Source organism: Syntrophomonas erecta subsp. sporosyntropha (assembly GCF_055395365.1).
Genome location: NZ_AP042459.1, coordinates 1,422,330 through 1,448,174 on the forward strand (window position 1 = coordinate 1,422,330; position 25,845 = coordinate 1,448,174).

Sequence of the window (25,845 nt, forward strand, 5' to 3'; positions counted from 1 at the left end):
TCGAACCGGGTGGAAAAGATTTTAGACAGGTAGTGTTTAGAAGTGAGTTTTTCGAACGATGTGCGTAGTGAGTTGGCACGTATTATACCAGATAAATTATGCTGCTGTAGGGCAGAGCTCTCTGCCCTGCTTATGATGAATGGAAGGATTGTGGCCGGCAGGGAAAACCTGAAACTGAAGGTAATAGTAGAAAACGCTACCACTGCTCGCAAGGTTTTTATATTAATAAAAAAAACTTATCAATTACCTGCTTCGGTACGCATGAAACCCCGGAAAAGATTTAAAAAAACCAGGGTTTATGAAGTATATACCGATGTTCCCAAACAGGGAAGCCAGATACTTACCGATGCCCAGCTAAAGGCCGGGGAAAAATCTTTTCAACAGCAATTAAATCATCAGGTTAATTGGGACATTGTGGGGAAAAATTGTTGTAAGCGGGCTTTTCTGCGCGGGGTTTTTTTAAGCCGGGGGTTTGTAAACCGTCCAGAAGGCTCCTACCATCTGGAAATAGTCGCCCATGAGCTAGCGGTTGCCCGGGATATACAAAAGCTAATGGCTTGTTTTGGTTTAGAGGCCCGTATAGTAGAACGGAAAAATCACTGGGTAGTCTATTTAAAAGAAAGTGAAAAAATAGTGGATTTTCTGCGAGTGGTGGGAGCCAGCAGTGCCCTGCTGGATTTTGAAAATATCCGGATTTTGAAATCCATGCGTAATGATATAAACCGGCAGGTTAATTGTGAAACAGCCAATCTGGCTAAAACAGTAGATGCTTCAGTGCGACAAATTGGTTTAATTAAAGAATTGGTACAAATCCGGGGCTGGGAAGGGATTCCTTCTAATCTCAGGGAGATGGCCCGTCTCAGGGTAGATTATCCCGATTCAACTTTAAAGGAATTGGGGGAAATGCTTTCCCCACCGTTGAGCAAGTCGGGGGTAGCTTACCGGATGCGCCGCTTGGAGCAGTATGCCCGGGAAAACCTTCCGGAATAGCAGAGCAGGAGTTTCCGCTGTAATTGAAGAATAGATTTAAATAGATGATGGCAAGGTCATAAGTGCCGGACAGTATAGAAGGCGAGGGACATGCATGAGGCTGACACACGATGTTTTCCTTGAACAACAACAAAAACTCCTGATGACCCCGGAACTCCGCCAGGCAATAGCCATATTGCAGATGTCCACCCTCGAGTTGGGCGAATTTATCCAGAAGGAGCTGGAAGAAAATCCATTTCTGGATGAAAGGGAACCGGAAGAAGCGGTTGAACGGGAGCCTGATAAAGAGGAAGTAGACTTAAAACACAAACTGGAACAATGGCTGGAGTACAACAGTGATCGGGATTCTGGTTACTCGCAAAAAGAACAAGACGAAGAAAAATCTTTTGAAAACTTTGTAGCTCAGCGTCCAAGCCTTTATGAACACCTCGAATTTCAATTGCGAATGGCCAGTAAAGATGATCTGGACATCCAGATTGGTAAATATTTAATTGGCTGTATTGATCATAATGGTTACCTATCTGCCGAGATAGAGGAAATAGCAACTCGAATGGGTGTAACCGAGCAGCGGGTAGAAGAAGTGGTAGAGCTTCTTCAGTCGTTTCATCCCCATGGGGTAGGAGCACGGAATCTGGTGGAATGCCTATTAATCCAGCTGCACCATTATGGTAATGATGGGCCACTAATACGCAAAATCGTTGAGGATCACCTGGAAGAGATAGCTAAAGGCCGTCTTAATAAAATAGCGCAGATCCTGGCTATTTCTATTCAGCAGGTGCAAGAAATATGTGACCTTATTCGCACCCTGGATCCGAGACCAGGCCTGCAATATAGTAATAATGAACAGATAAAGTACATTATGCCGGATGTTTTTGTGGAAAATGTGGATGGGGAATTTGTAGTAGTAGTTAACGATTTCCAGTTTCCCCGGCTGATCGTTAACCGGGTTTATGAAAATATTCTCCGGCAGCCGGAAGCCTTTTCCCAGGATGCCCGCAAGTTTTTAGAGGAAAAAATGGGCTCTGCCCTGTGGCTAATGCGGAGTATAGAACAACGTCGCATGACTCTTTACAAGGTATCTCGTTGTATTGTTGATATTCAAAGGGATTTTTTATGTAAGGGTGTGGCCTATTTAAAACCCCTTACTTTAAAAGAAGTAGCCGATATAATAGATGTTCATGAATCTACGGTTAGCCGGGCTACGACTAACAAGTATATCCAGACCCCCCAGGGGCTGTTTGAATTAAAATATTTCTTTAGTTCGGGGGTGCAAGCTTATGGCGGGGATGAGAAGGTATCTGCCCGCAGTATTAAGTACCAGATTGAAGAAATTATCAATGGCGAAGATCCTACCCGTCCTTTAAGTGATGAATCCATAGCTCAGATGCTCAAGAAAGAGGGGATTCGTATTTCCCGCCGGACGGTGGCCAAATACCGCCAGGAAATGGGTATAGCTTCCACCATGTCCCGGCGCCGCTATTAGGGATGAAAAAGGACGTTGTTTGTGTTATTTTTGCAAAACTAACTTACAAGGCCTAAAATTTCAATACTATAGGTTGGGGTTTTAGGACTTAAAAATGCTGATTAGGTAATGATTTTGTTAAAGGTATTGCCGAACCGGTTTTTAGTGGGCGGCCTTAGGGATTTACTAAATAATGAGTATGGAATTATGGTCTAAAAATCGATAAAAGCTCACCAAAAGGGGAAATATCATTTTCCCCTTTTTCCTGTCAAAATTGAATAAGTTGATGGTTTTCCTGTTCCGTTTTGACCGCAGTTGCAAATGGAAAAAGGAATACCATTTCCCCATTTCACGATGGAAGAACACAATAGTAGGCGGTTCTTTACCTGGTTACCAGTACTGGGCAGTAATTTAATGGGGGGGGTGAAGATTTACCTGACCAGCAAATGTTCGAAGTTATGACCACTGCTGCTAGTATGGAAATGGTTCTCTAGGCGCAACTAATTAATAAATAGCAAGTTTTATTTACCAAGGATGATGGCAAATGAAAAAAGCACTTAAAACATGGCATGAATATCGAAAAAAACACTTCTGGATAGATTCCTCCTATTTAATTATAGTGGCGGCTATAGCTGGTCTGGGGACGGGATTAATAGCCGTTATTTTTCATAATATGATATTTTTCTTTAAAGATCTGTTATTTGGAGGCGGACAAAAATTACTGACCGGTTTCATGGGAGAATTCTATGTGGTGTTAATTCCGGCGGCTGGTGGACTGCTGGTGGGTATTATCGTAAACTTTTTTGCCCGGGAGGCCAAAGGTCATGGTATACCCAAGGTTATGGAGGCGATAGCTAATAAAGATGGTGTTATGAAACCACGTATTGTATTAACTAAGACCTTAACTTCATCAATCAGTATTGGTTCAGGTGGATCGCTGGGAAGTGAAGGGCCTATTGTACAGATTAGTGCTGGTATGGGATCGACTATAGGCCAGCTGTTAAAGCTTACGCCGGAATTAATGAAAACACTAGTAGCCTGTGGAGCTGCCGGAGGCATATCCGCGACTTTTAATGCACCTATTGGCGGGGTTATGTTTGCTCAGGAGCTTATCCTGGGTGAATTTGCTACCAGCAACTTTATTTTGATTGTAATTAGTTCAGTGACCTCTAATATAATTAGCCAGATATACCTCGGTAATTATCCAGCCTTTAGAGTTCCGCCTTATGAATTGGTAGCAGCCAGTGAAATGATGCTGTATTTAGTATTAGGTTTTCTGGCTGGCTTAATGGCGGTCTTATATATAAAAGTGTTGTATTGGTTTGAAGAGCGCTTTGATAATCTTAAACGAGTTCCCGAGTATCTGAAACCGATGTTAGGTGGCCTGCTGGTAGGGGTTATCGGCATCAAATTTCCGCATGTTTTCGGTATAGGATATGAAACTATCGAAAGGGTACTAGATAATTCTCTGCCGATTTTACTGGTGTTATCCCTTTTATTTATAAAACTGATAGCTACTTCAATTAGTATTGGATCAGGAGGTTCAGGAGGAGTTTTTGCTCCCGGACTGTTTCTGGGTGCTATGTTGGGAGGTAGTTTCGGATGGGTAGTTCACAGCCTTTTTCCGACAGCAACAGCTCCGGCAGGTGCTTATGCTCTGGTAGGAATGGGGGGAGTTTTTGCCGGTATGTGCCAGGCACCCATAACCGGAATAATTATGTTGTTTGAAATGACGGGTAATTATTTAGTGGTGCTGCCCCTTATGGTAGTTTGTGTTATCAGTTCTCTGGTAGCCCGTGGTCTTTATCCGGAAACTATTTATACGGAGAAATTAAGGCGGCAGGGGCTTAATATAGATAAAAACCAGCCGGTTAATTTCCTTAGTGCTGTTAAGGTTGGTGATGTAATGAGCCAGAGGGTAGTGACTCTGGATGCGAGCATGACCTTAAGTAAAGCTAAAGATAACATGTTATCTTATAGTTATAGCGGATTCCCGGTTGTGAAATCTGGGTATTTAGTGGGCATAGTAATATATGAAGATGTTTTACAGGAGATCCGCCAGGGAAATACGGCGGCAACTTTGGAGGAGATACTGACCGGAAAGTTAATTACCATCTATCCAGATGATCCCCTCCGGGTTGCGGTGGAAAAAATGGCCCGGGCGGATGTGGGACATATACCAGTAGTTCATCGGCAGGATGAATCCAAATTGTTGGGTATCATTAGCCGGAGTGATATTATAAAAGCATACCCCGTGGAAAGGACAAGAAAGAGGTAAATATGAAGCTGGTAATGGTAATAGTTAATGATGAGGTTATCACCGGGCTTACCGAAAAATTGCTACAAAAAGGGTTTCGAATAACGCGTCTACCTAGTACGGGAGGATTCCTGCGCCGGGGAAATACTACTCTTATGAGCGCGGTGGAAGATGATGATGTCCAGGTGTTAATTCAAACCATTAAGGCTTATATAGAAAAGAAAAAACTGGAGCAGCTGGATGAACCTAATGGGCAGGTTAACCTTGATCAGGGAATGGCGACCCTATTTGTGCTACCTTTAGACAAAATGCTACATATTTAGTAGAAATAAAGGGTGATGTACCCCTATTTTTTTAAATGTGTAGCATTTTTGCTAAAAGTGTTATAATATTTAGTGGTGATTGATATTTGGAGTGTAACGTAAGTCCAGTGGGACGAATATGCCCCTCCGAATAATTTTTGCCCCATAAGTAAGTGAGGAGTATACCATGGATCAATTGTTTCATCTTATGGAGCGGTTTGCTCCAGAAGCTCTGGAAATTATGGAAACGCGGTATCAGATTCTCCGGCAGGTACTCTATAATCAACCCGTGGGCCGGCGGCAGATAGGGAAAGTTCTGGGCTATCCGGAACGGACTATCCGCGGAGAGGTAGAAACCTTAAAGATCCGGGGGGCCATCTATACCACGCCGGCAGGGATATGCCTTACATCTGTAGGGCAGGAGATGCTGCGGGAGGTAGACGAATACATACCCTTCCTTTTTAATACCCAAACTCTTGCTAAGAAGATTAAAAATATGTTTAGCGTAGATGAGGTTATCGTTGTTCCCGGTGATTCTTACCAGGATATACTGGCAAAAAAAGATCTGGGTGCAGCGGCAGCTCACTATCTGGTTAAACTTTTACAACCCCGGTATACATTAGCGGTTACTGGGGGTACTACTCTGGCGGAAATGGCTAGTGCTATTAGTAATGGTGATGGTCATAATGATGTTATGGTGGTTCCAGCCCGGGGAGGCCTGGGGGAAGAGATGGAATTACAGGCGGGTGCTATTGCTGCCAAAATAGCTAAAGCGATAGGTGCCCAGTACCGATTGTTACATATTCCTGATAATTTAGAGGAAGGTACTGCAGAGATTTTAAAACAGGATATGCATGTTCGCCAGCTGGTAGATATTATTAAGGCTAGTAATATTCTGGTACATGGGATTGGCCCGGCTATTGAAATGGCTAACCGGCGTGGGCTGACCGGGGAGGAAAAAAACTACCTGGTTAAACGTTCTGCAGTTGGTGAAGCTCTGCGATATTATTTTGACAAAGAGGGCAATATAGTATATGAAGTTCCAGGTATTGGGCTGGAACTGGAAGACCTAAAAAATATTCCTATCGTAATGGCAGTAGCCGGAGGTGGTAATAAAGGGCCGGCTATCCGGGCAGTTTTACAAAATGGGCAGGTATCCGTTCTCATCACTGATGAGGCGGCAGCAGAGAAGATTATTGATAATAATAGAGGGAAAGGATGATTCCATGTCAGTCAAAGTTGCTATTAATGGGTTTGGACGTATTGGACGTCTAGTTTGCAGAGCTATGATGGAGCGGGAAGATATTGATCTCGTAGCCATCAATGATCTGGGTAGTGTTAAAGGAAGTGCTCATTTATTCCGGTATGATTCTATTCATGGGACCTTCCGGGGACAGGTAGATGTGGAAGATGATTACCTGGTCATAAATGGTAAACGGATTCGTTACCTGTCTGAAAAGGATCCGGAAAAATTGCCCTGGAAAGAGATGGGTGTTCAGGTAGTTGTGGAAGGTACCGGCCGGTTCCGTTCCCGTGAAAAGGCGGGAAAACACCTGACTGCTGGAGCTCAGAAGGTTATTATTACCGCACCAGGTAAAAATGTAGATCTGACTATGGTAATGGGTGTTAACCAGGATGAATACCGCCCGGAACACCAGATAATTTCCAATGCTTCCTGTACTACTAATTGTCTGGCTCCGGTATCGAAGGTATTATTAGAAGAATTCGGTATCGTTAAAGGGCTGATGAATACAGTTCATTCCTATACTAATGACCAGCGGGTTCTGGACCTGGAGCATGATGATCTTCGCCGGGCTCGGGCAGCTGCTTTGTCTATAATACCGACCACTACTGGTGCAGCTAAAGCTGTAGGGCTAGTTATACCCGAACTGGTAGGCAAGTTAGATGGGTTTGCCGTAAGGGTTCCTACCCCGACCGTATCATTACTGGATCTGACCATAGAGACAGAAAAACCGGTGACGGTGGAAGCCATAAATGCCGCCTTTAAAAAAGCCAGTGAGGGAAGTTTGACGGGGATCTTGAAATATGCTGAGGAACCATTAGTATCCAGCGATTATATGGGCGATGATCATTCAGCCATTGTTGATGGACCATTAACTATGACCATGGGTGACAATATGGCCAAGGTAATTGCCTGGTATGATAATGAATGGGCTTACTCCCTACGGGTAGTGGATATGATTACTTTCATCACCTCCCGGGGATTATAGAGACATAGTTAAGGGGGTATCCCAATGAAAAAATTACAAGAGATAGAGCTTAAAAATAAAAAGGTGTTGCTGCGAGTCGATTTTAATATTCCCATGGATAAAGAGGGGGCTATTATCGACGATACCAAGATGCGGGCGGCTTTTCCCACTATTGAATATATTTTAAAACAGGGCGGGCGCTTAATTCTGATGAGTCACCTGGGGCGTCCCAAGGGAAAACCAAACCCTCAATACAGCCTGAAAAACATAGCCCAACATCTCGAAAAATTATTACAGGTTAAGGTAGTTATGGCTCCTGACTGTATAGGAGCCGAGGTGCAAAAGTTAGCTGAGGATTTACAAGCCGGACAGGTGTTAGTTTTAGAAAACGTGCGTTTTCATCCGGAAGAGGAAAAAAATGACCGGGAGTTTTCCCGTCACCTAGCTTCATTGGGTGATATCTTCATCAATGATGCTTTTGGCAGTGCTCACCGGGCCCATGCTTCCACTGCCGGGGTAGCAGAATTCTTGCCAGCCTGTGCTGGGTTTTTAATGGAAAAAGAGGTTTCCATGCTCAGGCAGGCTCTGGATAATCCTGATAGTCCCCGTATGGCTATTCTGGGAGGGGCTAAAGTTGCCGACAAGCTGGGCTTAATTGAAAATCTTTCTAAAAAAATGGATGTAATCGTAATCGGCGGAGGTATGGCTAATACCTTCCTTAAGGCCATGGGGAAGGAGATCGGACGATCCATGCTGGAGGCTGATCTGATTGATCGGGCCCGCCAGTTACTGGACCAGGCCGGGGAGACGAATACTCAGATTCTTCTGCCGGTAGATGTTGTGGTAGCTGGTGAGATTTCGGCTACGGCGGCCGGGCAGGTGGTCAGTGTAGACCAGGTTCCTGCTGATATGATGATTTTAGATATTGGGCCGGAAACGGTTAAGTTGTTCAGTGAAGCTATACAGAAGGCTAAAACTATTGTCTGGAATGGTCCACTGGGAGTATATGAGCATGATCAGTTTGCTCAGGGAACCTGGCAGGTGGCCAGGGCAGTAGCTCAATCCCCTGCAGTTAGTATCATCGGAGGCGGAGATTCAGCGGCTGCGGTTCAAAATCTGGGTTTGGAAAAGGATATTACCCATATTTCCACCGGAGGTGGAGCGACCCTGGAGTTTTTAGAAGGAAGAATCTTGCCCGGGGTAGCAGTATGTGAGGAATAAACCGGGTGTGCACCCGGTTTATTCAACCGGAGGGGAGTGATAATTTGAGAACACCATTAGCAATAGCGAATTGGAAAATGAATAAAAACAGTCAGGAAGCCCGTAGTTTTATAGATGAATTTTTACCCCGGGTAACTAGTTTGACTGGAGTAGATGTAGTAGTATGTCCTCCGTTTACCTGCCTACATGTATTTAAGGAAAGACTGGCCCAGACTGGAGTGGGTCTGGGAGGACAGAATTGTTTCTGGGAAGAACAAGGGGCCTATACTGGTGAAATCTCTGCTCCTATGTTAATTGATGCCGGCTGTCAGTATGTTATACTGGGGCACTCTGAGCGTAGGCATATAATGGGAGAAACTAATGAGATCGTTAACCGTAAGCTGGCGACAGTTTTAAAAAACGGATTAATTCCTGTTTTATGTGTAGGGGAAACCCTGCAGGAGAGAGAAAACCATCGTGCCCAGGAAGTCGTTAAGGAACAGTTAAATGAGGGCCTGAAAAGCATATTAGTATCGCCAGGCCGGTTGATAGTTGCCTATGAACCGGTGTGGGCTATTGGTACCGGGGCTAATGCTTCCAGTGAAGATGCCCAGGAAATGATCGGATTTATTCGTACCCAGCTAGCTCGCCTATATGATGAGGAGATGGCTAAAACTACTCGTATCCTTTATGGTGGAAGTGTTAAAGCGGGTAATGTGGTGGAAATCATGGCGGAAAAGGATATTGACGGAGCTCTGATCGGTGGAGCTAGTCTGGATCCGGTAGCTTTTGCAGAAATAGCGAGGTTAGTGGCTAATGGCAAATAAACCAATAGTGCTGATGATATTGGACGGATGGGGAATTCGTGAGGATGCACCGGATAATGCTATTACCCGGGCCAACCCTAGTAATTTTCTACGGTATAAGGAAACTTTTCCTTATACCGTACTAAAATGCTCCGGCCAGGATGTAGGCCTTCCAGCCGGACAAATGGGTAATTCTGAGGTAGGCCACCTTAACATGGGTTCCGGGCGCATTGTTTACCAGGAAATTACCCGTATTACTACTGCTATCGAGGATGGCAGTTTTTTTGACAAGCACAGTTTTCTAGAAGCAATCGAGTATGCCCGCCAGCATAATGGAGCGGTCCATTTAATGGGCCTTCTTTCCGATGGAGGGGTGCATAGTCACTTAGATCATCTTTATGCACTCCTGGAATTATGCCGGCAGCAGCATGTGGAACAGGTTTTCATCCATGGCTACCTGGACGGGCGGGATGTTAATCCTAAGAGTGCTTCAGATTACCTAAAGCAGATCCAAAAGCACATGGACGAAATAGGAATTGGAAAGATTGCTTCGTTATCGGGACGTTTTTACGGGATGGATCGAGATAAACGCTGGGATAGAGTAAAACGCACCTATGATGCGATGGTTCTAGGTCAGGGACGAAAAGCCCCTAATGTCTTTGCGGCCATAGAAAAAAGCTATGAAGAACGGGTTACCGATGAGTTTGTAGAACCGGTGGTTATTATTAAAGATGACGGACAACCGGTAGCAACTGTATCTACTGGTGATAGCCTGATATTTTTCAACTTTCGGGCCGACCGGGCCCGGCAGATTACCAGGGCTTTTGTTGATGAGGATTTTCAAGGCTTTGAGCGCACTGTATGGCCGCAGGTTTATTATGTATGTATGACTCAGTATGATGCGGAAATAAAGGCACCAGTGGCCTTTCCCCCCCAGAACTTATCTAATACTTTAGGAGAGGTATTGGCCCGGGAAGGACGGCAACAACTGCGCATTGCTGAGACAGAGAAATATGCCCATGTAACCTTTTTCTTTAACGGGGGAGTAGAAACACCTAACCCCGGGGAAGACCGTATTTTAATACCTTCACCCAAGGTGGAAACCTATAACTTGAAACCGACCATGAGTGCTATGGAAGTGACCGAGCGGGTTATGGAGGAAATCGACCGGGATGGGTATGATGTAATTATCATTAATTATGCTAACCCGGATATGGTTGGACATACCGGGGTATTAGATGCGGCTATTGAAGCAGTTAAAACGATTGATAATTGTATGGGACAGGTGGTGGAGCGTGTTTTAAATAAACAAGGCATAGTTTTAATCACTGCCGACCACGGAAATTGTGAAATGATGGTTTCGCCTGAAACTGGTGGACCTTACACCGCGCATACAACCGATCTGGTTCCCTTTATACTGGTGGGGGAAAAGTACCGGAACTGTAAGCTGAGGAAAGGGGGATCCTTAAGGGATATCGCCCCTACTCTGCTGGATATAATGAATATAAATATCCCGGAAGAGATGAACGGGAAGTCGCTACTAAAAATCTTTTAAAAATAAGGCTGTGCTTTAGGTATGAAAAGAGCTTAAGAAGGGAGAATGATCATGAGTATTATAGTAGATGTATATGGACGTGAAGTTCTTGATTCACGGGGAAATCCTACGGTAGAGGTAGAAGTCATTTTAGAAGATGGTACAATGGGAAGAGCTATTGTTCCCTCGGGGGCATCTACAGGAGCCTATGAAGCTGTGGAACTTCGTGATGGGGATAAAGCTCGCTACAATGGAAAAGGTGTTTTGCAAGCGGTGGAGAATGTAAATAATATCATCGCTCCAGAAGTTATTGGTATGGAAGTAACCCGCCAGGTAGAAATAGATCAATTGATGATTGAACTGGATGGAACTGATAATAAAGGTAAACTGGGAGCTAATGCTATTCTGGGAGTTTCACTGGCAGTTGCCCGGGCCGCAGCCAATTACCTGCAGATGCCTCTTTACCAATATATTGGCGGGGTAAGTGCTCGTGATCTGCCTGTACCCATGATGAACATTCTTAATGGTGGAAAACATGCCGATAACAATGTGGATATTCAAGAGTTTATGATTGTTCCGGTAGGAGCTCCTACCTTTGCGGAAGCATTGCGTATGGGTACAGAGGTATATCATTCTCTTAAAAAGGTACTAAATAGTAAAGGACTGGCTACTGCCGTAGGTGATGAAGGCGGATTTGCCCCTGATCTACCCTCTAATGAAGCTGCTATCGAAGTTATTTTGGAAGCTATCCAGGCGGCTGGTTATAAGCCGGGAAAAGATATTTTCCTGGCTCTGGATGTAGCTGCGACTGAAATACTTAAGGATAATAAATATCATCTGGCCAGCACCCAACAGGTACTGACTTCCCAGGAAATGGTAGACTTTTATGTTTCTCTGGCTGACAAATACCCCATCATTTCATTAGAAGATGGTCTGGGTGAAGATGACTGGGAAGGCTGGAAACTGCTCACCGACAAACTAGGGCATAAGGTTCAGCTGGTGGGAGATGATCTTTTTGTTACTAATACGGAAAGATTATCTACCGGAATTGAAAAGGAAGTTTGTAACAGTATTCTCATTAAAGTTAACCAGATTGGTACCTTAACTGAAACCTTGGATACCATAGAAATGGCCAAACGAGCAGGATATACTTGTGTGATTTCTCATCGTTCCGGTGAAACCGAAGACTCGACTATTGCTGACATCGCTGTAGCTACCAACGCTGGTCAGATTAAAAGTGGAGCACCGGCCCGTACTGACCGGATTGCTAAATACAATCAGTTGATGCGTATTGAAGAAGAGCTGGATGATTGTTCACGCTATCAGGGAATACAGGTTTTCTATAATCTTAAGCGGTAATAGCGGGTTATTATTGTTTTTTGCAATATTTCTATGCTAAAATATACCTTGGCTCTCGGACGGAACGTGTTGGAATGGAGGTGAAATTTTGGCCAAAACCATTGTGCTGATTTTACAGATAATATGTGCGTTAGGATTGATTGCAACTGTGCTATTACAGTCTGGTAGAAGTGCGGGGCTATCAGGCAGCATAGCCGGAGGCGGCGAAGCAATTTTTGGCAAGAAAAAAGGCTTAGATGAATTATTTTCCAAGCTAACTGCTTATATAGCCACCATTTTTATCATTCTAACTCTAGCACTAAGCCTGTTCTAGAAGTAGAACGACCGGTATAGGACCGGCTGCTTAACTCTGGTGATAACTGGCAAGGAGATGAGATGTTTACCATGGAAAATTTGGCAACCTTTGCTCCGTTAGGTGGGGCATTAGCGCTATTATTTGCGCTGTTTCTATCGTCACGGGTATCTAAGGCTGATCCGGGTAACGAAAAAATGCAGGAAATATCCGGGCATATACATGAAGGAGCTATGGCCTTTTTAAGCCGCCAATACACTGCTTTGGCCATATTTGTAGTTATTGTATTTATAATACTGATTGTCTTTATTGACTGGCAGACAGCACTATGCTTTCTAGCGGGAGCATCCTGTTCCGCTCTGGCTGGTTTTATAGGCATGTCAGTAGCTACTAAAGCTAATGTGAGAACTGCTAATGCAGCTCGTACCTCCCAAAATGCGGCCCTGGGAATAGCTTTTTCCGGCGGTGCTGTAATGGGTATGTCCGTATGTGGGCTAGGCCTGTTAGGACTGGGAGTTCTCTATATAATCTTTAAAGATCCTAATATTGTTAATGGATTTGCCCTGGGGGGAAGTTCCATCGCCCTGTTTGGCCGTGTCGGCGGAGGTATCTACACTAAAGCAGCTGACGTAGGAGCCGACCTGGTAGGTAAAGTAGAAGCAGGTATTCCGGAAGACGACCCGAGAAACCCGGCTACCATTGCTGACAACGTAGGGGACAACGTAGGTGACGTGGCAGGAATGGGAGCTGACCTGTTTGAATCTTATGTAGGATCAATTATTGCTGCCATGACCCTGGGAGCAGTAATGATAGCGGCGACTCCCGGTTTAGGATTAGGACCAGTGCTGCTGCCTATGGTTATAGCTGCCGGCGGGGTAGTAGCTTCCATTATAGGAACCTTCTTTGTAAAAACTGACGAAAAATCCAATCCCTTAAAAGCACTTAATGCGGGTACTTTAAGCTCAGCTATACTTTTAGTAATATTGGCCTTTTTTGCAGTAAGATACATACTACCGGCCGATATGTTCAATGTATTCTGGGCTCTGGTAGCCGGACTTATTGCGGGAAGTATAATCGGATTTGTTACCGAATACTATACCTCAGATAGTTATGCCCCTGTACAGGGAATTGCTAAATCAGCCCTGACTGGCCCGGCTACTGTAATCATCGCCGGACTAGGGGTAGGTATGCTTTCCACCCTGATCCCCATCATAATTATATGTATAGCTATAGTAATAGCCTTCCTAACTGGTGGAGTATATGGGATAGCCCTGGCCGCAGTAGGTATGCTGGCTACCACCGGAATGGTTGTAGCAGTAGATGCCTACGGCCCAATTGCAGATAATGCAGGCGGAATAGCAGAAATGGCCGAACTACCTCACGAGGTAAGAGAAACTACTGATAAACTAGACTCAGTTGGTAATACCACCGCTGCTATTGGTAAAGGATTTGCTATTGGCTCAGCTGCCTTGACAGCTCTGGCCCTGTTAACTGCCTTTGCTGAAGTGGCTCAGCTGAAAAATATCAACCTGTTAGATCCCTATGTTATTGTAGGACTGCTCATAGGAGCTATGCTGCCCTTCTTCTTCTGCGCCTTAACTATGGGAGCAGTAGGTAGAGCTGCAGGAGAAATGGTAGACGAAGTACGGCGTCAGTTTAAAGAAATTGCCGGTCTGATGGAAGGCAAAGCTAAAGCTGACTATGCCCGTTGCGTTGATATCAGTACCCGTTCTGCAATCAAAGAAATGATCGTACCAGGATTATTAGCAGTAGTAGCACCGGTGCTGGTAGGCTTTATACTGGGTGCCAATGCCCTGGCAGGTATGCTGGCTGGGTCGGTAGCAGCTGGTGTCTGCCTGGCCATACTCCTGGCTAATGCCGGAGGTGCCTGGGATAATGCTAAGAAATTCATTGAAACCGGACACTATGGCGGTAAAGGCAGTGAGGCTCATGCAGCCGGAGTAGTGGGAGATACCGTCGGTGACCCCTGTAAGGATACGGCTGGTCCTTCCTTAAATATTCTGCTCAAGCTGATGGCGATTGTATCACTAGTATTTATCGCACCACTGCTATAAAGTTAGAATTAAATAAATCGTAGAATTTTTTGACAGGTGGGAAAAATCCCACCTGTTTTGTTTAGTGGAAAGTTCGTCAAGTATTTTTTGTTTTATCAATCCTTTTGCATAATAAAGAGAATAAGAAAAACTTGCTGTGGTAGAATTTTGGAAGATTAAAAGATTTTTGCGAAAAAAGTTACTAGGCAAAAGTGGTGGGTTAAGGTGTCCATGGATAGGGCGTAATCAGCAGTATATATATTCTCTAACACTGGCAATCTTACTTTTAGATTCTGGGATAGGTATATTCGGTATAATGTAACATTAAGAAACAATTATAATAATAACCAATGGGGGAAGAGAAAATGAGTGGGGTACATCCCCAGGCTAAGCCGTTTTTTTTACCTGGGAGTAAAGAGGTAGCGCTTTTATTTATACATGGTTTTACTGCTTCCCCTTCAGAGGTCTACCCGGTTGCCCAGCTGCTTAACCAGCAGGCGGGGTTCACGGTAAAGGGTCTATTACTTCCTGGTCACGGATCTACTCCCCGGCACCTGAACGAAACCGGGTGGGGGGACTGGTTTGGTGCGGTTGAAAAAGAACTGGTCAATCTGGCTAGCAAATATGAGCAGGTGGTTACGGCCGGTCTTTCCCTGGGAGCATTACTGGCCCTCCATGCAGGTGTCACTATTCCGGGAGTAAAAGCAGTAGTAAGTATTAATGCGCCTATATTTAATCGCTACCCGCTACTAACTTTTTTAGCTCCGGTTATCGGGAGGGTCAAACCATATTTCCCTAAAGGGCAAGCTAAATCTATTAATTTAGAAAAACAGGGTCGGTTTGCTTACCGGGTAAATCCGGTTAAAGCCTTCCGGAGTATGATGGAGTTGCGTAGCACGGTCATGGGTGAGGTGCAGAAATTAACAGTACCGTTGCTGTTAATGCAGGCTTTAGAAGACGAGTCCGTTCACCCCCGTAGTGCTAATTTTATAGCCTCCCGGGTAGAGCATAATCAGGTGAAACAGGTTATGCTATCTAAATCAGGTCATATAGCTACCATGGGAAAAGAAAAAGATTATATCAGCCAGGAGATAATAAAGTTTATCAGTAAGATTAATGGGGATTAATTTACTAATAATGGAGTAAAGGGGGATTCATAAAATAATGACCAGAGAAGAAGCTTTTGAATTATTAAAACAGCATCTTAAGAATGAAAATCTAGTTAACCATTCATTAGCGGTGGAGGCTATAATGCGTGGTTTAGCTGAAGAGCTGGGAGAAGATGTTGAGCAATTTGGGATTACCGGTCTTTTGCATGATATAGATTACGATGTTACTGGTGACGATCCCCAGCGGCATTCCCTGCTGGGTGCGGAGATACTGGAAAAACACGGACTGCCGGCTGGGGTGGTTTATGCAGTAAAGGTACATAATGAAATTCACGGGCTAAAACGACAATCTTTGCTGGATAAGGCCCTTTATGCAGCTGATCCGGCCAGTGGCTTTATTATTGCTGCTGCTTTGGTGCGTCCTGATAAAGATCTAAATAACGTACAGCTTAAGTCTTTGAAAAAACGTTTCAAAGAAAAAGCCTTTGCCCGTGGTGCCAGCCGGGAACAGATGGCTGCCTGTTCCGAACTAGGTTTAGAATTGGACCAGTTTTTAAACATTGCTCTGGAAAGTATGAAAAAAATTGCCCCCTCGTTAGGTCTAAATGGGTAAGAGTTAGGCTTGTGCGGGGAATAATACCTGTTAAGACCGCCTGTGAGGAGGAAAATATGATTAATAGAAATGAATTGCTGGATTTTATGCACCAGGAGAGCTATCGTCCCTTAGCTTATCACGAATTGATGGCAGCCCTAGGGGTAGATCCTGTGGAAGAGGACAAGTTCTGCAAAACCCTGGGCAGGCTGGAAAAGGAAGGGGAGATCGTTAAGACTCGCAAAAACAAATACGGTCTGCCGGAAATGATGAATCTTACCCGGGGTATTATTCGCCTCAGCCAGCGGGGTTATGGCATTTTACTGCCGGATGAGCCTGGTTACCCCGAGATTTTTGTATATGGGAAAAAACTTAATGGAGCTATGCACAGTGATCGGGTTATGGTGCGTATTCATCAAAAGGCGCATAATGATCAACGGCCCGAGGGAGAAGTGGTGCGGGTAATCAGCCGGGCCAATAAAGAGTTGGTGGGCACCTATGAGAAGGTCAAAAATCTGGTCCAGGTAATCCCCGATGATTCGCGCCAGATTTACCCCATTTATGTTAAACCGACTAAAAAATTAAAGGTAAGTAATGGGGACAAGGTGGTAGTCAAAATTACGGCCTGGCCGGATAAAAACCGTTCACCTGAAGGCAGGATTATAGAAGTGTTAGGAAAAAAAGGCCAGCCTGGTCTGGATATTGAGGTAGTTATAAAAAAACATGGTCTGCGGGTACATTTTCCGGAGGCTGTACTAGATGAGGCCCGCGAAGTAGCGATAAATCCTTCCCAGGAGGAAATAAACTGCCGGCGGGATTTGCGGGCTATAAAAATGGTGACTATTGATGGTGAGGATGCTAAAGATCTGGATGATGCGGTATCAATTGAGCGAACAGAGGGCGGTTACCTGCTGGGCGTACACATTGCCGATGTTTCCCATTACGTTAAAGAGGGAGGAAAACTGGATAAAGAGGCCTGCGCCAGGGGAACTAGTGTATATCTGGTTGACAAGGTTTTGCCCATGTTACCTCCGCAACTTTCCAACGATGTCTGCAGCCTAAATGCCAGGGTGGATCGGTTAGCTATAAGCTGTATGATGGAGATTAACCAGCAGGGCCGGGTGTTAGACTATGACATTTTTAAGTCAGTTATCAATATTGATGAACGGATGACTTATACGGCAGTAAATAAGATATTAGTGGAAAATGATGCCGCTACCTGTGAGCGTTATAAAGAACTGGTAGAAGATTTCCGATTGATGAAAGAGCTGGCTGATATCCTGCGCCAGGACCGAAGTTGCCGGGGGGCCCTGGATTTTGATTTCCCGGAATCGAAAGTTATCGTAGATGATAAAGGGTTTCCGGTTGAGATTAAGAGATTTGAAAGAGGTCCCGGGGAAATGCTTATTGAGGATTTCATGATCAAGGCTAATGAAGTTATAGCAGAACACCTTTACTGGCAGGAGATGCCCATACTATACCGGGTTCATGAAAAGCCTGATGAGGAATCTTTAAACAAGCTCAACCTGGTTTTGGGAGTATTTGGCCATCGCATCCGGGAAAATAAAGTGGAACCATCCGTTTTTCAAAAAGTACTAATGGATATTAAAGGGCGGCCTGAGGAGCAGTTGATTGCCCTGGTTATGCTGCGTTCCATGAAACATGCCCGTTATATGCCCCAAGCTTTAGGGCATTTCGGATTAGCTTCTAAATTTTACTGCCATTTTACCAGTCCGATACGTCGTTACCCGGATTTAATTGTACACCGGGTGTTAAGTGCCATACTGGAAGGTAGTATGAATGCTCGTAAAAGATCCCGCTGGGAAAGAAAAATGACCAGTTTTGGGGAGCAGGCCACTGTACAGGAGATGAAGGCGGAAGAGGCCGAACGGGAATTAGTGGATATTAAAAAGGCCCAGTATATGCACCAGTTTGTGGGAGCGATTTTTGAGGCACGTATTTCTTCCATTCAATCATTTGGCTTTTTTGTTGAGCTGGACAATACGGTAGAAGGTTTAGTGCATATATCCAGTATCGTCGATGATTATTACCAGTTTAATGATCGCAACTACACCCTGGTTGGTAACCATACCAGCCGGCGCTTTTCCATAGGCGATCCGGTCAAGGTACAGTTAGTCAGGGTAAATGTCGATGATGCCAAAATTGATTTCGAATTAGTGTAGGAAGCAAGGGAAGGGTCCCTTTGCTTCCTTTTTGTTGACCAACATGTTTATAAAATCGGGACTTTGTCCATTCTATTATGAAAAGACAAGGTTTACCGGGAGCCGTATACGAGGCCCCTATGTACGGTCCTGTGGGAGGGATGATGCTGCAGCAAGCTACTGTAGCATTATCCTGCTCGATTTGGCTTCTTAACAAGATCACACTACGGGAAGAAAAGGGACCGTCTGAATGTGTGAAAGCCTCAAAAACCTTATTTAGTCCACTGCTACGCATAATATGCGTTGTAAAACGGGAATAGGGAGGTGATCGCGCATATTTATACAATACTCCACTATTTTTCATACAGGCTGCCGTTGAATTGGTAGCCCTACACCCCCTACACCCCCTACACCCCCTTGCTTCCCTCTCTGCTTTTTAGGGTTCGCATGGTCACAAACGTTTTTATTATGTATAGTTAAAATTTCCCTGCCAATAAATTAATAAAAATGGCAGGAATTTGGCTTTAGGTGTAGAAATTCAAGAATCAACAAGTAAATAATTTTGTTTGTAGTAATTTTCGAGTTTTTTAGCCTAAGGCGGTTGCTATGGTTAAAAGGCCGATAGGGTATAGCGGGAAACGGCTGTGCCTCCCGGAGCGGAAAGAAAATTGACAGGACATTAGGCGCTGGCTAAACCTTTACTGGTTTAACTTGTGGCTGGATTACTAAAGGTCAGTTGTGATTTTCCGCAGCTGACCTTAGTTTTTTATCATAGCTTCGGTAGCTCCCCTTCATCCCGTAGCGGGGGTAGAGGTAAAGGAGAAAAGGGGAGAAGGGTTGGAAAGTTGATTAATACTTTAATCAAGGGGGAGTAATTTTGCTACGAAAACGGATACCTGGTGTACTGATAGTTTTTATTCTGACCTTTTGCCTTTTATTAGGAGAAGCTTATACTATGCCTGTTTGGGCCGGAGATGGCTCAGGAGGCGGTAAAAACCAGCCGCTTGCTTTGGTGACTTCAGTACCGGCTCATGGTCAATCAAATGTTAGCCTTCCTGTAGAGATAAAACTTACTTTTAACAAGAATGTTGTGTATATGACGGTACGGGATAATAACCAGCAATGTTTTGCCTTATATTCGGAAGACGGACAGCAGGTACCAGCCGATATTATCATGGCTGATGACCAGGTAGAATTCGAAAAAAGACGGGATGTAATTGTTAAACCCCGGGTGGGACTACAACCTGGCATTACTTATACAGTTAAGGTATCACCACAGCTAGAATCTAAGAGTGGCGTAAATCTAGGTCAGCAGGCGGTGGTAAGTTTTACTACTGCCGGTGTAAAAACGGGGGAGAATCAAGTGAAAAATAGCACCGGGGAAAATGAAAAGACAACTAGCCAGAATAGGGCCGATACCAATGAAGCGGTTTCCTCTAAAGTGGATGACCAGGTGTCTAAAGATAATAATCAACCTGTTGCCAGTATTTCTGAAAACGATAGCCATAGTGGAGGCCATAACGATAGCAGGGATGATAAAAATATAGAAGATGATCCCGCATCGAAAATAGTAAAGACGGGAGCAGCAGAACAGTCCCCTAAAAGCGACCCGAATAATAATTTTAAAATAACTGCGGCTTTGTTGGCATTGGCAGTAGTTATAGCCGGCTGGGCTCTGTATAAAAAGAAAAACTAATGAAGACTGCCAAGAAACATTGGATTTATTTGCTGCTCATAGTAGCTCCTCTGGTTATAGCTTTTGTTTCACTTTTTATCGGTAGGTATCCGGTTTACCTGACTGAGGTCACTCAAATACTTTGGTGTAAGGTAACCACAGCAGTGTGTGATCTACCTTATATACACCAGACAGTAGTCTGGGAAATACGCTTGCCCCGGGTTATATTGGGTTCCATGGTAGGAGGATGCCTGGCAGTTAGCGGAGCGGCTTTTCAGGGGCTGTTCCGTAATCCCCTGGTTAGCTCCGGAATTCTGGGGGTAAGCGCAGGAGCAGGTTTTGGTGCTGCTCTGGCCATTATTTTATTTAACTCAATCGTTTCTACGTACTCATTTGCCTTTGCTTTTGGAGTGCTGGCGGTAGTGTTGAGCTACCTGATCAGCCGGGTTTATAATACTACTCCTACCATTATGTTGGTTTTAGGAGGAGTGATCGTTTCATCGGTTTTTTCCGCCCTCATTTCTCTAGCCAAATATTTAGCTGACCCGGTAGACCAGCTTCCGGCTATTGTTTTTTGGCTTATGGGCAGCCTGGCATCAGCCCGGTTCCGGGATATAGCCATAGCTGGTATACCGATGCTGGTTGGTACTGCCGGTCTTTTAGCAATCCGGTGGCGGATCAATGTATTGTCAATGGGGGATAAAGAGGCCCATGCTTTAGGCATTAACACAGCCCTTAATAAGGGTTTGGTCATTGCCTGTGCTACTCTGGCAACTGCGGGAGCCGTATGTGTAAGTGGAATTGTAGGCTGGGTAGGTCTAGTTATTCCCCATATTGGTCGTATGCTGGTGGGTAATGATAATCGGGTCTTGATCCCGGCCAGTTTTTCGCTGGGAGCCTGTTTCCTGGTATTAGTTGATGATCTGGGGCGGATTATGACCGGATCAGAGATACCCCTGGGGATTTTAACGGCCCTGGTGGGGGGACCATTCTTTGTATATCTTTTAAAAAAGACTAAAGGGGGAGGGTGGTAGTATTAGTTCTTTACTCGAAGCCCGAGATTTAACTTTCGGGTATAACAGTCATCCGGTACTAAACCATATTAATTTTACTATCACCCCGGGTGAGATATTTTGCCTGCTGGGACCTAATGGTTGTGGGAAAACAACTTTACTGGATTGTGTTTTGGGTTTGTTAAGACCCCAGCAGGGGAAAGTGCTATTGAATGGAACTTCTATTAAAGATCTTGATGCACCCAAAATTGCCCGGCAGGTAGCCTATGTACCACAAAGTCATGAAAAAACCTTTCCCTACACAGTTATGCAAATCGTTTTAATGGGCCGGGCTTCTTATATCAGCATGTTTAGCTCGCCTAATCCGGAAGACATTGAGGTTGCCGAACAGGCTTTGGAATTGGTCGGTATCAGCCGGCTTAGGGATCGGCCCTACACTCACCTGAGCGGTGGAGAGGGACAGCTAGTCATGGTGGCCCGGGCCCTGGCGCAAAGGACTCCTCTAGTCATCATGGATGAGCCAACTGCACATCTGGATTTCAAACATGAACTGACCATTATGGAAACCATTGTTCATCTGGTTCGACATACTGGATTATCAGTATTGATGGCTACTCATTTTCCCAACCATTGCTTTTATTTTGAAAACAGCGGTATTCAAACCCGGGTGGCTTTAATGAACCACAATAAATTCCTGGCCGTGGGGAGGCCGGGTGAGGTGCTGTCAGAACGAAATTTAGGCCAACTCTACAATGTCCGCACTAAAGTAATGACCTGGGACCTGGGCGACAGCCACCAACTAAAACAGGTGATCCCTATCAGTACCTTAAATAATGATCTAACGTATGAAAGGATGAAGTAAATGTCCCGTGGGAAACACTTAGTGCGGTTAAGTCGTCTGCTGATGTTATTTGTTCTACCGGTGGTGGTCAGCTTGCTATTAGTAAGCTGTGGTGGACAGTCTGACCATACTGCACCGGTTGCCGATAAAAGCCAAAATACTATAACCGTGGTGGATTCCGTAGGCCGCGAAGTAGTGGTTCCGGCTAATACAGAGCGGATTGCCTGTTTATGTCCGGAATACGGACATGCTATGGTCATGTATGGGAAAGGAGATAATATTGTAGCTGCAGTAGGTGGAATGCAAAGGGATTTACTCCTGCTTAAAATGCATCCCCATATCAAAGATGTACCAGTTCCCAAATCAAGTGGGGTCATCAATATCGAGACCCTGGCTACATGTAAACCGGATCTGGTTTTCGTTAAAGGGGATACCGTAAATAATGAAGCCGAAATTCATAAATTAAATAAAGCGGGTATACCTTTCTTAACAGTAGAATTTAATAGTATAAAGGACCAGCAGCAGGTAATGGCCATGATAGGTAAAACCGTAGGCAGCGAAGCTAAAGCGGCTAGATATAACCAATACTACAACGATTGTATCGAACGTGTGCAGCAAAGGGTAAAAGATATTCCGGCAGAGAAACGAGTTCGCATATACCATTCCCTTAACGAAGCCACCCGTACTGATAGCCTGGGCACCCTACCGGCTGACATTATGGAAGCAGCATGGGTTATTGATGTTTCAGTTCAAGAGCAGTTAAAAGTAATGGATGGGAAACATTTTGCCAGCCTGGAACAGATTATGTTGTGGGACCCGGATTATATATTATGCAATGACTACAATGTGGTCGGCTATATTAGGGATCATGAACAGTGGGCCCCTCTTAAGGCGGTTAAAAACAATCGTGTTCTAGCTTTACCTAATGGGGTTTCCCGCTGGGCCCACCAATCATCTTTGGAAACCCCCCTGGCCGTAATGTGGATTGCCAAAACCATATATCCCCATCTGTTTACTGATCTGGATATGGAAAAGGAAACCCGCTATTTTTACAAAGAGTTTTTTAACTGGGATCTGGATAACGAGACTATACAAAATATATTAAACGGTCAGGGAATGCGGGCTCCTAAACAATAGTTTACGGGACTAAGCTTTTGCTTAGAAGGTTATTAACAACAAGGCTGCTAGTTCTCAAGCAGCTGAAGTTCAGTTCGGATTCAGTTTGCTGCCAAGTTATCTGCGAAACTGTAACGGGGAGTGCTGTATTATTCTTGGTGCCGGACGGGGCAGCATTTTCGTCCCCTGTGCCATGGTTGGCGGCTTACTTAAATATGATTTTCAGGATAATCTGGCTGCTGCGCAGTAATCAACTTTTAAATAACAAGGCCTAAAATTCCGATAATAGGTATATACCAGTTTACCAACCATTTTTAGAAAGCATCCGGAATAGGAAAATATGGAGGTAAAGGCAGTGAGAGTATTAGTATGTATTGATGATACTGACAACCTCGAAACTAAACGGGGAACCGGGGAATTGGCTTCAGAAATAGCCGATGAACTAGAAAAGCGTGGCTGGGGTAAGGCTCAGCCTGTTACCCGTCACCAACTCCTGGTTCATCCGGATATTCCTTATACTTCCCATAACAGCTGCATGTGCTTTGATGCGGAAATTAAAGAAGAATATCTGGATAACTTAATCAGGTTCTGCGAGGAGTATCTAGTTAATGAAAGTGCCCCTGGTTCAGATCCAGGGTTATGTGTGGTGGTTCCTGACCGTCTGAGCCAGCCGGGCTGGCTAATATCTTTTGGCTTTATGGCCAAGCAGGAGGTATTAACTAAAGAAGATGCCTACAGCCTGGCTGAAGAGTTAAATGTACACCTTTCTGAACATGGCGGAACCGGGCAGGGGGTCATTGGAGCTCTGGCCGGAACTGGTTTACGGTTAAGTGGTAATGATGGACGTTTCCGGGGCAAGATCAAAATAAAAGAGCCGTATGAGATTGCTACTGTTGATGAAATCTGCTCCCAAAGCTATGTGGAAATAGTAAAGAGCCTGGATGAAGGTATAGTGCTGGCTGGAGATGAACGGGTAAGACTTGGCGAGGTAGTAAAAGCAGCCTTAATGGATGGTAAATCAGTATTACTGGTCAACTCCCAGCCCGAAGATGAGGTAAAATGGCAAACCTGTTCTAAAAACCAGATGAAAAATTATTAAAATGCCAACATGATTACGTTTTTTAAAACCGAAAAACTGATATCAGTTTCCAGGAGCAATGTCGTTATAATAAACTATGTTACGCTTTTGTAACGCCATCAGGGGAATGTCAGTGTATGAAAAGTGCTGGAATATTCTACAAATATGCACAATCATCTCGCGATTCCTGTTTCCGGTCGTATATTATGTGTAGCGATGGATTTGAATACAGGTTTTTGGGTTTTCACACCGCCTACCGGGTATGTTTATTTTAGGAATACTCTCCTACAGTTATCCAGACATAATATTACCAGAAGTTGATAATCATTTTTAGCCGAGAGTTGAAACGTCGGGTTATGAAAAATAGAGGTTATAAAACTCTTTAGACCTTATGAATCTCTTAGCCAGGAGCCAGGCAAGAATTGTATTTATCGGTTTATTTCTAAAGTTGTGATAACAGGGGGGAATCAATATGTGGAGATTAAATACCCGGGGAAATTATGAATTTCTAGGGGGAAAAGAAGATTGGGATGCGGCAGCCCGGGTTGCGGAGCAGTGTTCCTATTATGCAGACGATGACGAAGATGAGATGACTGCAGAAGAGCCTGTATCCTGCTATAATTGCCTGTACCGGCGCTGGACAACCAACTCTTTTATATGCCAAAAAGTTAAACAAGGGGATGGCAGGCTGAGCAAAAAGTGCTGAAGGCTGTCTATTCTGTTTTCTGGTGCGTAGTAATCCATATAAAATAGGTGTTAGGTTTTAACACAATCGGGCTATAAAATCATCTCGGCCCCGGGGCTGTATTGTCGAAATGAGTGGTATCTGGAGGGCCCCCCGGTACTATCCGAATCTGCTGCCTTGACTGCTGTTAAAAGTTAAGCTATAATAATATATGTAATTAGAGTAAAAACCCTGGCCTTGGAGATGAAGCTTATTCTAAGGTGAGGGTTTATTTTTGCTTAACCAATAATTGGGGTGTGCAATATGGGCAAAAAAACGGGGATCAAACCGGTTATTGTAAACCGTAAAGCCAGACATGAATATCATATTAAAGAGAATTTTGAAGCAGGCCTGGTTTTGGCCGGCACGGAAGTAAAATCTTTGCGTATGGGCAAGGGAAACCTTCAGGATGCTTATGCTACAGTAAGAAATGGCGAGGTGTGGGTAATTAACTTTCACATCAGCCCCTATGAAAAAGGTAACCGTTTTAACCATGATCCCTTAAGGCCTAAAAAGCTGCTTTTGCATCGCCGGGAGATTAATCGACTCCTGGGATTGCAAAAAGAAAAAGGTTACACCCTGATTCCTTTAAAAGTGTATTTTCGGGATGGACTGGCTAAAGTGGATCTGGCCGTGGCGGTTGGTAAAAAGCTTTATGATAAGCGGGAAGACATTGCCAAACGCGATGCGGAGCGTTCCATAGCCCGAGCCCTGCGGGAAAAGGAAAAATTCTAACCGGAGGGGAGCAGTGGGACATCAGCCTTTGTGAAAAGTGCTGGAATATTGTATAAATACGTGCAATCATCTTTCTATTCCTGTTTTCCGGCGTATATTATGCGTAGCGATGGATTTAAATACAGGTTTTTGGGTTTTAACACAGCCTGATGTTCCCAGTTTTCCTTCTGTTGTTAAAACTTTATAAAAATAGTAAACTGAATTTATCTTATTGCCTAAAAAACTTTATCCTGTTATCTACCCGCCAGGCGGGGCGGAGGCCCGGGTGTCACAACCAGTAATCGGATTACAGCCTAGTTAGCAATACCTGGGGAATATCCATGATTGCACCGGT

The 25,845-nt window shown here is 44.4% G+C and carries 23 protein-coding genes and 1 riboswitch; all 23 genes read left to right on the forward strand.

Going from position 1 to position 25,845, the window contains the following annotated elements; genetic code table 11:
* Window positions 1-42 precede the first annotated feature (42 nt).
* A complete protein-coding gene (gene whiA, locus ACZ5Q0_RS06925; RefSeq protein ID WP_446818739.1) occupies window positions 43-990 on the forward strand; it encodes a DNA-binding protein WhiA in 948 nt (315 codons plus the stop codon).
* Between the two features lie 94 nt (window positions 991-1,084).
* Window positions 1,085-2,473, forward strand: coding sequence for an RNA polymerase factor sigma-54 (gene rpoN / locus ACZ5Q0_RS06930; protein ID WP_446818738.1), 1,389 nt, complete (start codon window positions 1,085-1,087; stop codon window positions 2,471-2,473).
* 253 nt (window positions 2,474-2,726) lie between these two features.
* Window positions 2,727-2,867: a hypothetical protein gene (locus ACZ5Q0_RS06935; protein ID WP_464827083.1), complete on the forward strand. Its 141-nt coding sequence runs from the start codon at window positions 2,727-2,729 to the stop codon at window positions 2,865-2,867.
* Between the two features lie 129 nt (window positions 2,868-2,996).
* Window positions 2,997-4,730, forward strand: a complete 1,734-nt coding sequence (locus ACZ5Q0_RS06940; protein ID WP_447182300.1) for a chloride channel protein — start codon at window positions 2,997-2,999, stop codon at window positions 4,728-4,730.
* Between the two features lie 2 nt (window positions 4,731-4,732).
* The gene (locus ACZ5Q0_RS06945) at window positions 4,733-5,032 is read left to right on the forward strand and encodes a cyclic-di-AMP receptor (protein ID WP_447182301.1); all 300 of its coding nucleotides are present in this window, start codon (window positions 4,733-4,735) and stop codon (window positions 5,030-5,032) included.
* Window positions 5,033-5,198: 166 nt separating this feature from the next.
* Window positions 5,199-6,233, forward strand: coding sequence for a sugar-binding transcriptional regulator (locus ACZ5Q0_RS06950; protein WP_447182302.1), 1,035 nt, complete (start codon window positions 5,199-5,201; stop codon window positions 6,231-6,233).
* A 4-nt stretch (window positions 6,234-6,237) separates the two neighbouring features.
* Window positions 6,238-7,242: a type I glyceraldehyde-3-phosphate dehydrogenase gene (gene gap / locus ACZ5Q0_RS06955; RefSeq protein WP_447182870.1), complete on the forward strand. Its 1,005-nt coding sequence runs from the start codon at window positions 6,238-6,240 to the stop codon at window positions 7,240-7,242.
* 24 nt (window positions 7,243-7,266) lie between these two features.
* Window positions 7,267-8,442 carry a phosphoglycerate kinase gene (locus tag ACZ5Q0_RS06960; protein WP_447182303.1) on the forward strand — a complete coding sequence of 392 codons (1,176 nt, stop codon included), beginning with the start codon at window positions 7,267-7,269 and terminating at the stop codon, window positions 8,440-8,442.
* Window positions 8,443-8,519: 77 nt separating this feature from the next.
* Window positions 8,520-9,248, forward strand: a complete 729-nt coding sequence (gene tpiA / locus ACZ5Q0_RS06965; protein ID WP_464827084.1) for a triose-phosphate isomerase — start codon at window positions 8,520-8,522, stop codon at window positions 9,246-9,248.
* Window positions 9,238-10,782: a 2,3-bisphosphoglycerate-independent phosphoglycerate mutase gene (gene gpmI / locus ACZ5Q0_RS06970; RefSeq protein ID WP_446818731.1), complete on the forward strand. Its 1,545-nt coding sequence runs from the start codon at window positions 9,238-9,240 to the stop codon at window positions 10,780-10,782. The genes tpiA and gpmI overlap by 11 nt, the downstream gene beginning before the upstream one ends.
* A 51-nt stretch (window positions 10,783-10,833) precedes the next feature.
* Window positions 10,834-12,120 carry a phosphopyruvate hydratase gene (eno, locus tag ACZ5Q0_RS06975; RefSeq protein WP_446818730.1) on the forward strand — a complete coding sequence of 429 codons (1,287 nt, stop codon included), beginning with the start codon at window positions 10,834-10,836 and terminating at the stop codon, window positions 12,118-12,120.
* Window positions 12,121-12,208: 88 nt separating this feature from the next.
* Entirely contained in the window at window positions 12,209-12,433 is a 225-nt protein-coding gene (gene secG / locus ACZ5Q0_RS06980; protein WP_446818729.1) for a preprotein translocase subunit SecG, read from the forward strand.
* A gap of 71 nt (window positions 12,434-12,504) precedes the next feature.
* A complete protein-coding gene (locus tag ACZ5Q0_RS06985; protein ID WP_447182304.1) occupies window positions 12,505-14,487 on the forward strand; it encodes a sodium-translocating pyrophosphatase in 1,983 nt (660 codons plus the stop codon).
* Window positions 14,488-14,816: 329 nt separating this feature from the next.
* Window positions 14,817-15,593 carry an alpha/beta hydrolase gene (locus ACZ5Q0_RS06990; protein WP_464827085.1) on the forward strand — a complete coding sequence of 259 codons (777 nt, stop codon included), beginning with the start codon at window positions 14,817-14,819 and terminating at the stop codon, window positions 15,591-15,593.
* A 37-nt stretch (window positions 15,594-15,630) separates the two neighbouring features.
* A complete protein-coding gene (locus ACZ5Q0_RS06995) occupies window positions 15,631-16,188 on the forward strand; it encodes an HD domain-containing protein (protein WP_446818726.1) in 558 nt (185 codons plus the stop codon).
* A 56-nt stretch (window positions 16,189-16,244) separates the two neighbouring features.
* Window positions 16,245-18,350 carry a ribonuclease R gene (gene rnr / locus ACZ5Q0_RS07000; protein WP_447182306.1) on the forward strand — a complete coding sequence of 702 codons (2,106 nt, stop codon included), beginning with the start codon at window positions 16,245-16,247 and terminating at the stop codon, window positions 18,348-18,350.
* Window positions 18,351-18,893: 543 nt separating this feature from the next.
* Window positions 18,894-19,012, forward strand: a riboswitch (molybdenum cofactor riboswitch).
* A gap of 194 nt (window positions 19,013-19,206) precedes the next feature.
* Window positions 19,207-20,025, forward strand: coding sequence for an Ig-like domain-containing domain (locus ACZ5Q0_RS07005; protein ID WP_446818724.1), 819 nt, complete (start codon window positions 19,207-19,209; stop codon window positions 20,023-20,025).
* Window positions 20,025-21,038 (forward strand): FecCD family ABC transporter permease, encoded by a 1,014-nt coding sequence (locus ACZ5Q0_RS07010; RefSeq protein WP_446818722.1) that lies wholly within the window; start codon window positions 20,025-20,027, stop codon window positions 21,036-21,038. Before ACZ5Q0_RS07005 ends, ACZ5Q0_RS07010 begins: the two co-directional genes overlap by 1 nt.
* Before the next feature lie 94 nt (window positions 21,039-21,132).
* Window positions 21,133-21,879 (forward strand): ABC transporter ATP-binding protein, encoded by a 747-nt coding sequence (locus tag ACZ5Q0_RS07015; protein WP_464827296.1) that lies wholly within the window; start codon window positions 21,133-21,135, stop codon window positions 21,877-21,879.
* Window positions 21,880-22,995 (forward strand): ABC transporter substrate-binding protein, encoded by a 1,116-nt coding sequence (locus tag ACZ5Q0_RS07020; protein ID WP_447182307.1) that lies wholly within the window; start codon window positions 21,880-21,882, stop codon window positions 22,993-22,995.
* A 334-nt stretch (window positions 22,996-23,329) separates the two neighbouring features.
* Window positions 23,330-24,073 carry a hypothetical protein gene (locus ACZ5Q0_RS07025; protein ID WP_446818719.1) on the forward strand — a complete coding sequence of 248 codons (744 nt, stop codon included), beginning with the start codon at window positions 23,330-23,332 and terminating at the stop codon, window positions 24,071-24,073.
* A 451-nt stretch (window positions 24,074-24,524) separates the two neighbouring features.
* Window positions 24,525-24,758, forward strand: a complete 234-nt coding sequence (locus ACZ5Q0_RS07030) for a hypothetical protein (protein ID WP_446818718.1) — start codon at window positions 24,525-24,527, stop codon at window positions 24,756-24,758.
* A gap of 282 nt (window positions 24,759-25,040) precedes the next feature.
* Window positions 25,041-25,511: an SsrA-binding protein SmpB gene (gene smpB / locus ACZ5Q0_RS07035; RefSeq protein WP_446818717.1), complete on the forward strand. Its 471-nt coding sequence runs from the start codon at window positions 25,041-25,043 to the stop codon at window positions 25,509-25,511.
* Window positions 25,512-25,845: the final 334 nt, after the last annotated feature.

What these genes read in the sequence shown, in the direction of transcription:
- ACZ5Q0_RS06945 (WP_447182301.1), top strand. Translation starts at nt 4,733, where the DNA reads ATGAAGCTGGTAATGGTAATAGTTAATGATGAGGTTATCACCGGGCTT.
- ACZ5Q0_RS06985 (WP_447182304.1), top strand. Translation starts at nt 12,505, where the DNA reads ATGGAAAATTTGGCAACCTTTGCTCCGTTAGGTGGGGCATTAGCGCTA.
- rpoN (WP_446818738.1), top strand. Translation starts at nt 1,085, where the DNA reads ATGAGGCTGACACACGATGTTTTCCTTGAACAACAACAAAAACTCCTG.
- ACZ5Q0_RS06940 (WP_447182300.1), top strand. Translation starts at nt 2,997, where the DNA reads ATGAAAAAAGCACTTAAAACATGGCATGAATATCGAAAAAAACACTTC.
- ACZ5Q0_RS07020 (WP_447182307.1), top strand. Translation starts at nt 21,880, where the DNA reads ATGTCCCGTGGGAAACACTTAGTGCGGTTAAGTCGTCTGCTGATGTTA.
- gap (WP_447182870.1), top strand. Translation starts at nt 6,238, where the DNA reads ATGTCAGTCAAAGTTGCTATTAATGGGTTTGGACGTATTGGACGTCTA.
- ACZ5Q0_RS06960 (WP_447182303.1), top strand. Translation starts at nt 7,267, where the DNA reads ATGAAAAAATTACAAGAGATAGAGCTTAAAAATAAAAAGGTGTTGCTG.
- ACZ5Q0_RS06990 (WP_464827085.1), top strand. Translation starts at nt 14,817, where the DNA reads ATGGGGGAAGAGAAAATGAGTGGGGTACATCCCCAGGCTAAGCCGTTT.
- gpmI (WP_446818731.1), top strand. Translation starts at nt 9,238, where the DNA reads ATGGCAAATAAACCAATAGTGCTGATGATATTGGACGGATGGGGAATT.
- smpB (WP_446818717.1), top strand. Translation starts at nt 25,041, where the DNA reads ATGGGCAAAAAAACGGGGATCAAACCGGTTATTGTAAACCGTAAAGCC.
- ACZ5Q0_RS07010 (WP_446818722.1), top strand. Translation starts at nt 20,025, where the DNA reads ATGAAGACTGCCAAGAAACATTGGATTTATTTGCTGCTCATAGTAGCT.
- rnr (WP_447182306.1), top strand. Translation starts at nt 16,245, where the DNA reads ATGATTAATAGAAATGAATTGCTGGATTTTATGCACCAGGAGAGCTAT.
- ACZ5Q0_RS07030 (WP_446818718.1), top strand. Translation starts at nt 24,525, where the DNA reads ATGTGGAGATTAAATACCCGGGGAAATTATGAATTTCTAGGGGGAAAA.
- ACZ5Q0_RS06950 (WP_447182302.1), top strand. Translation starts at nt 5,199, where the DNA reads ATGGATCAATTGTTTCATCTTATGGAGCGGTTTGCTCCAGAAGCTCTG.
- tpiA (WP_464827084.1), top strand. Translation starts at nt 8,520, where the DNA reads ATGAATAAAAACAGTCAGGAAGCCCGTAGTTTTATAGATGAATTTTTA.
- eno (WP_446818730.1), top strand. Translation starts at nt 10,834, where the DNA reads ATGAGTATTATAGTAGATGTATATGGACGTGAAGTTCTTGATTCACGG.
- ACZ5Q0_RS06995 (WP_446818726.1), top strand. Translation starts at nt 15,631, where the DNA reads ATGACCAGAGAAGAAGCTTTTGAATTATTAAAACAGCATCTTAAGAAT.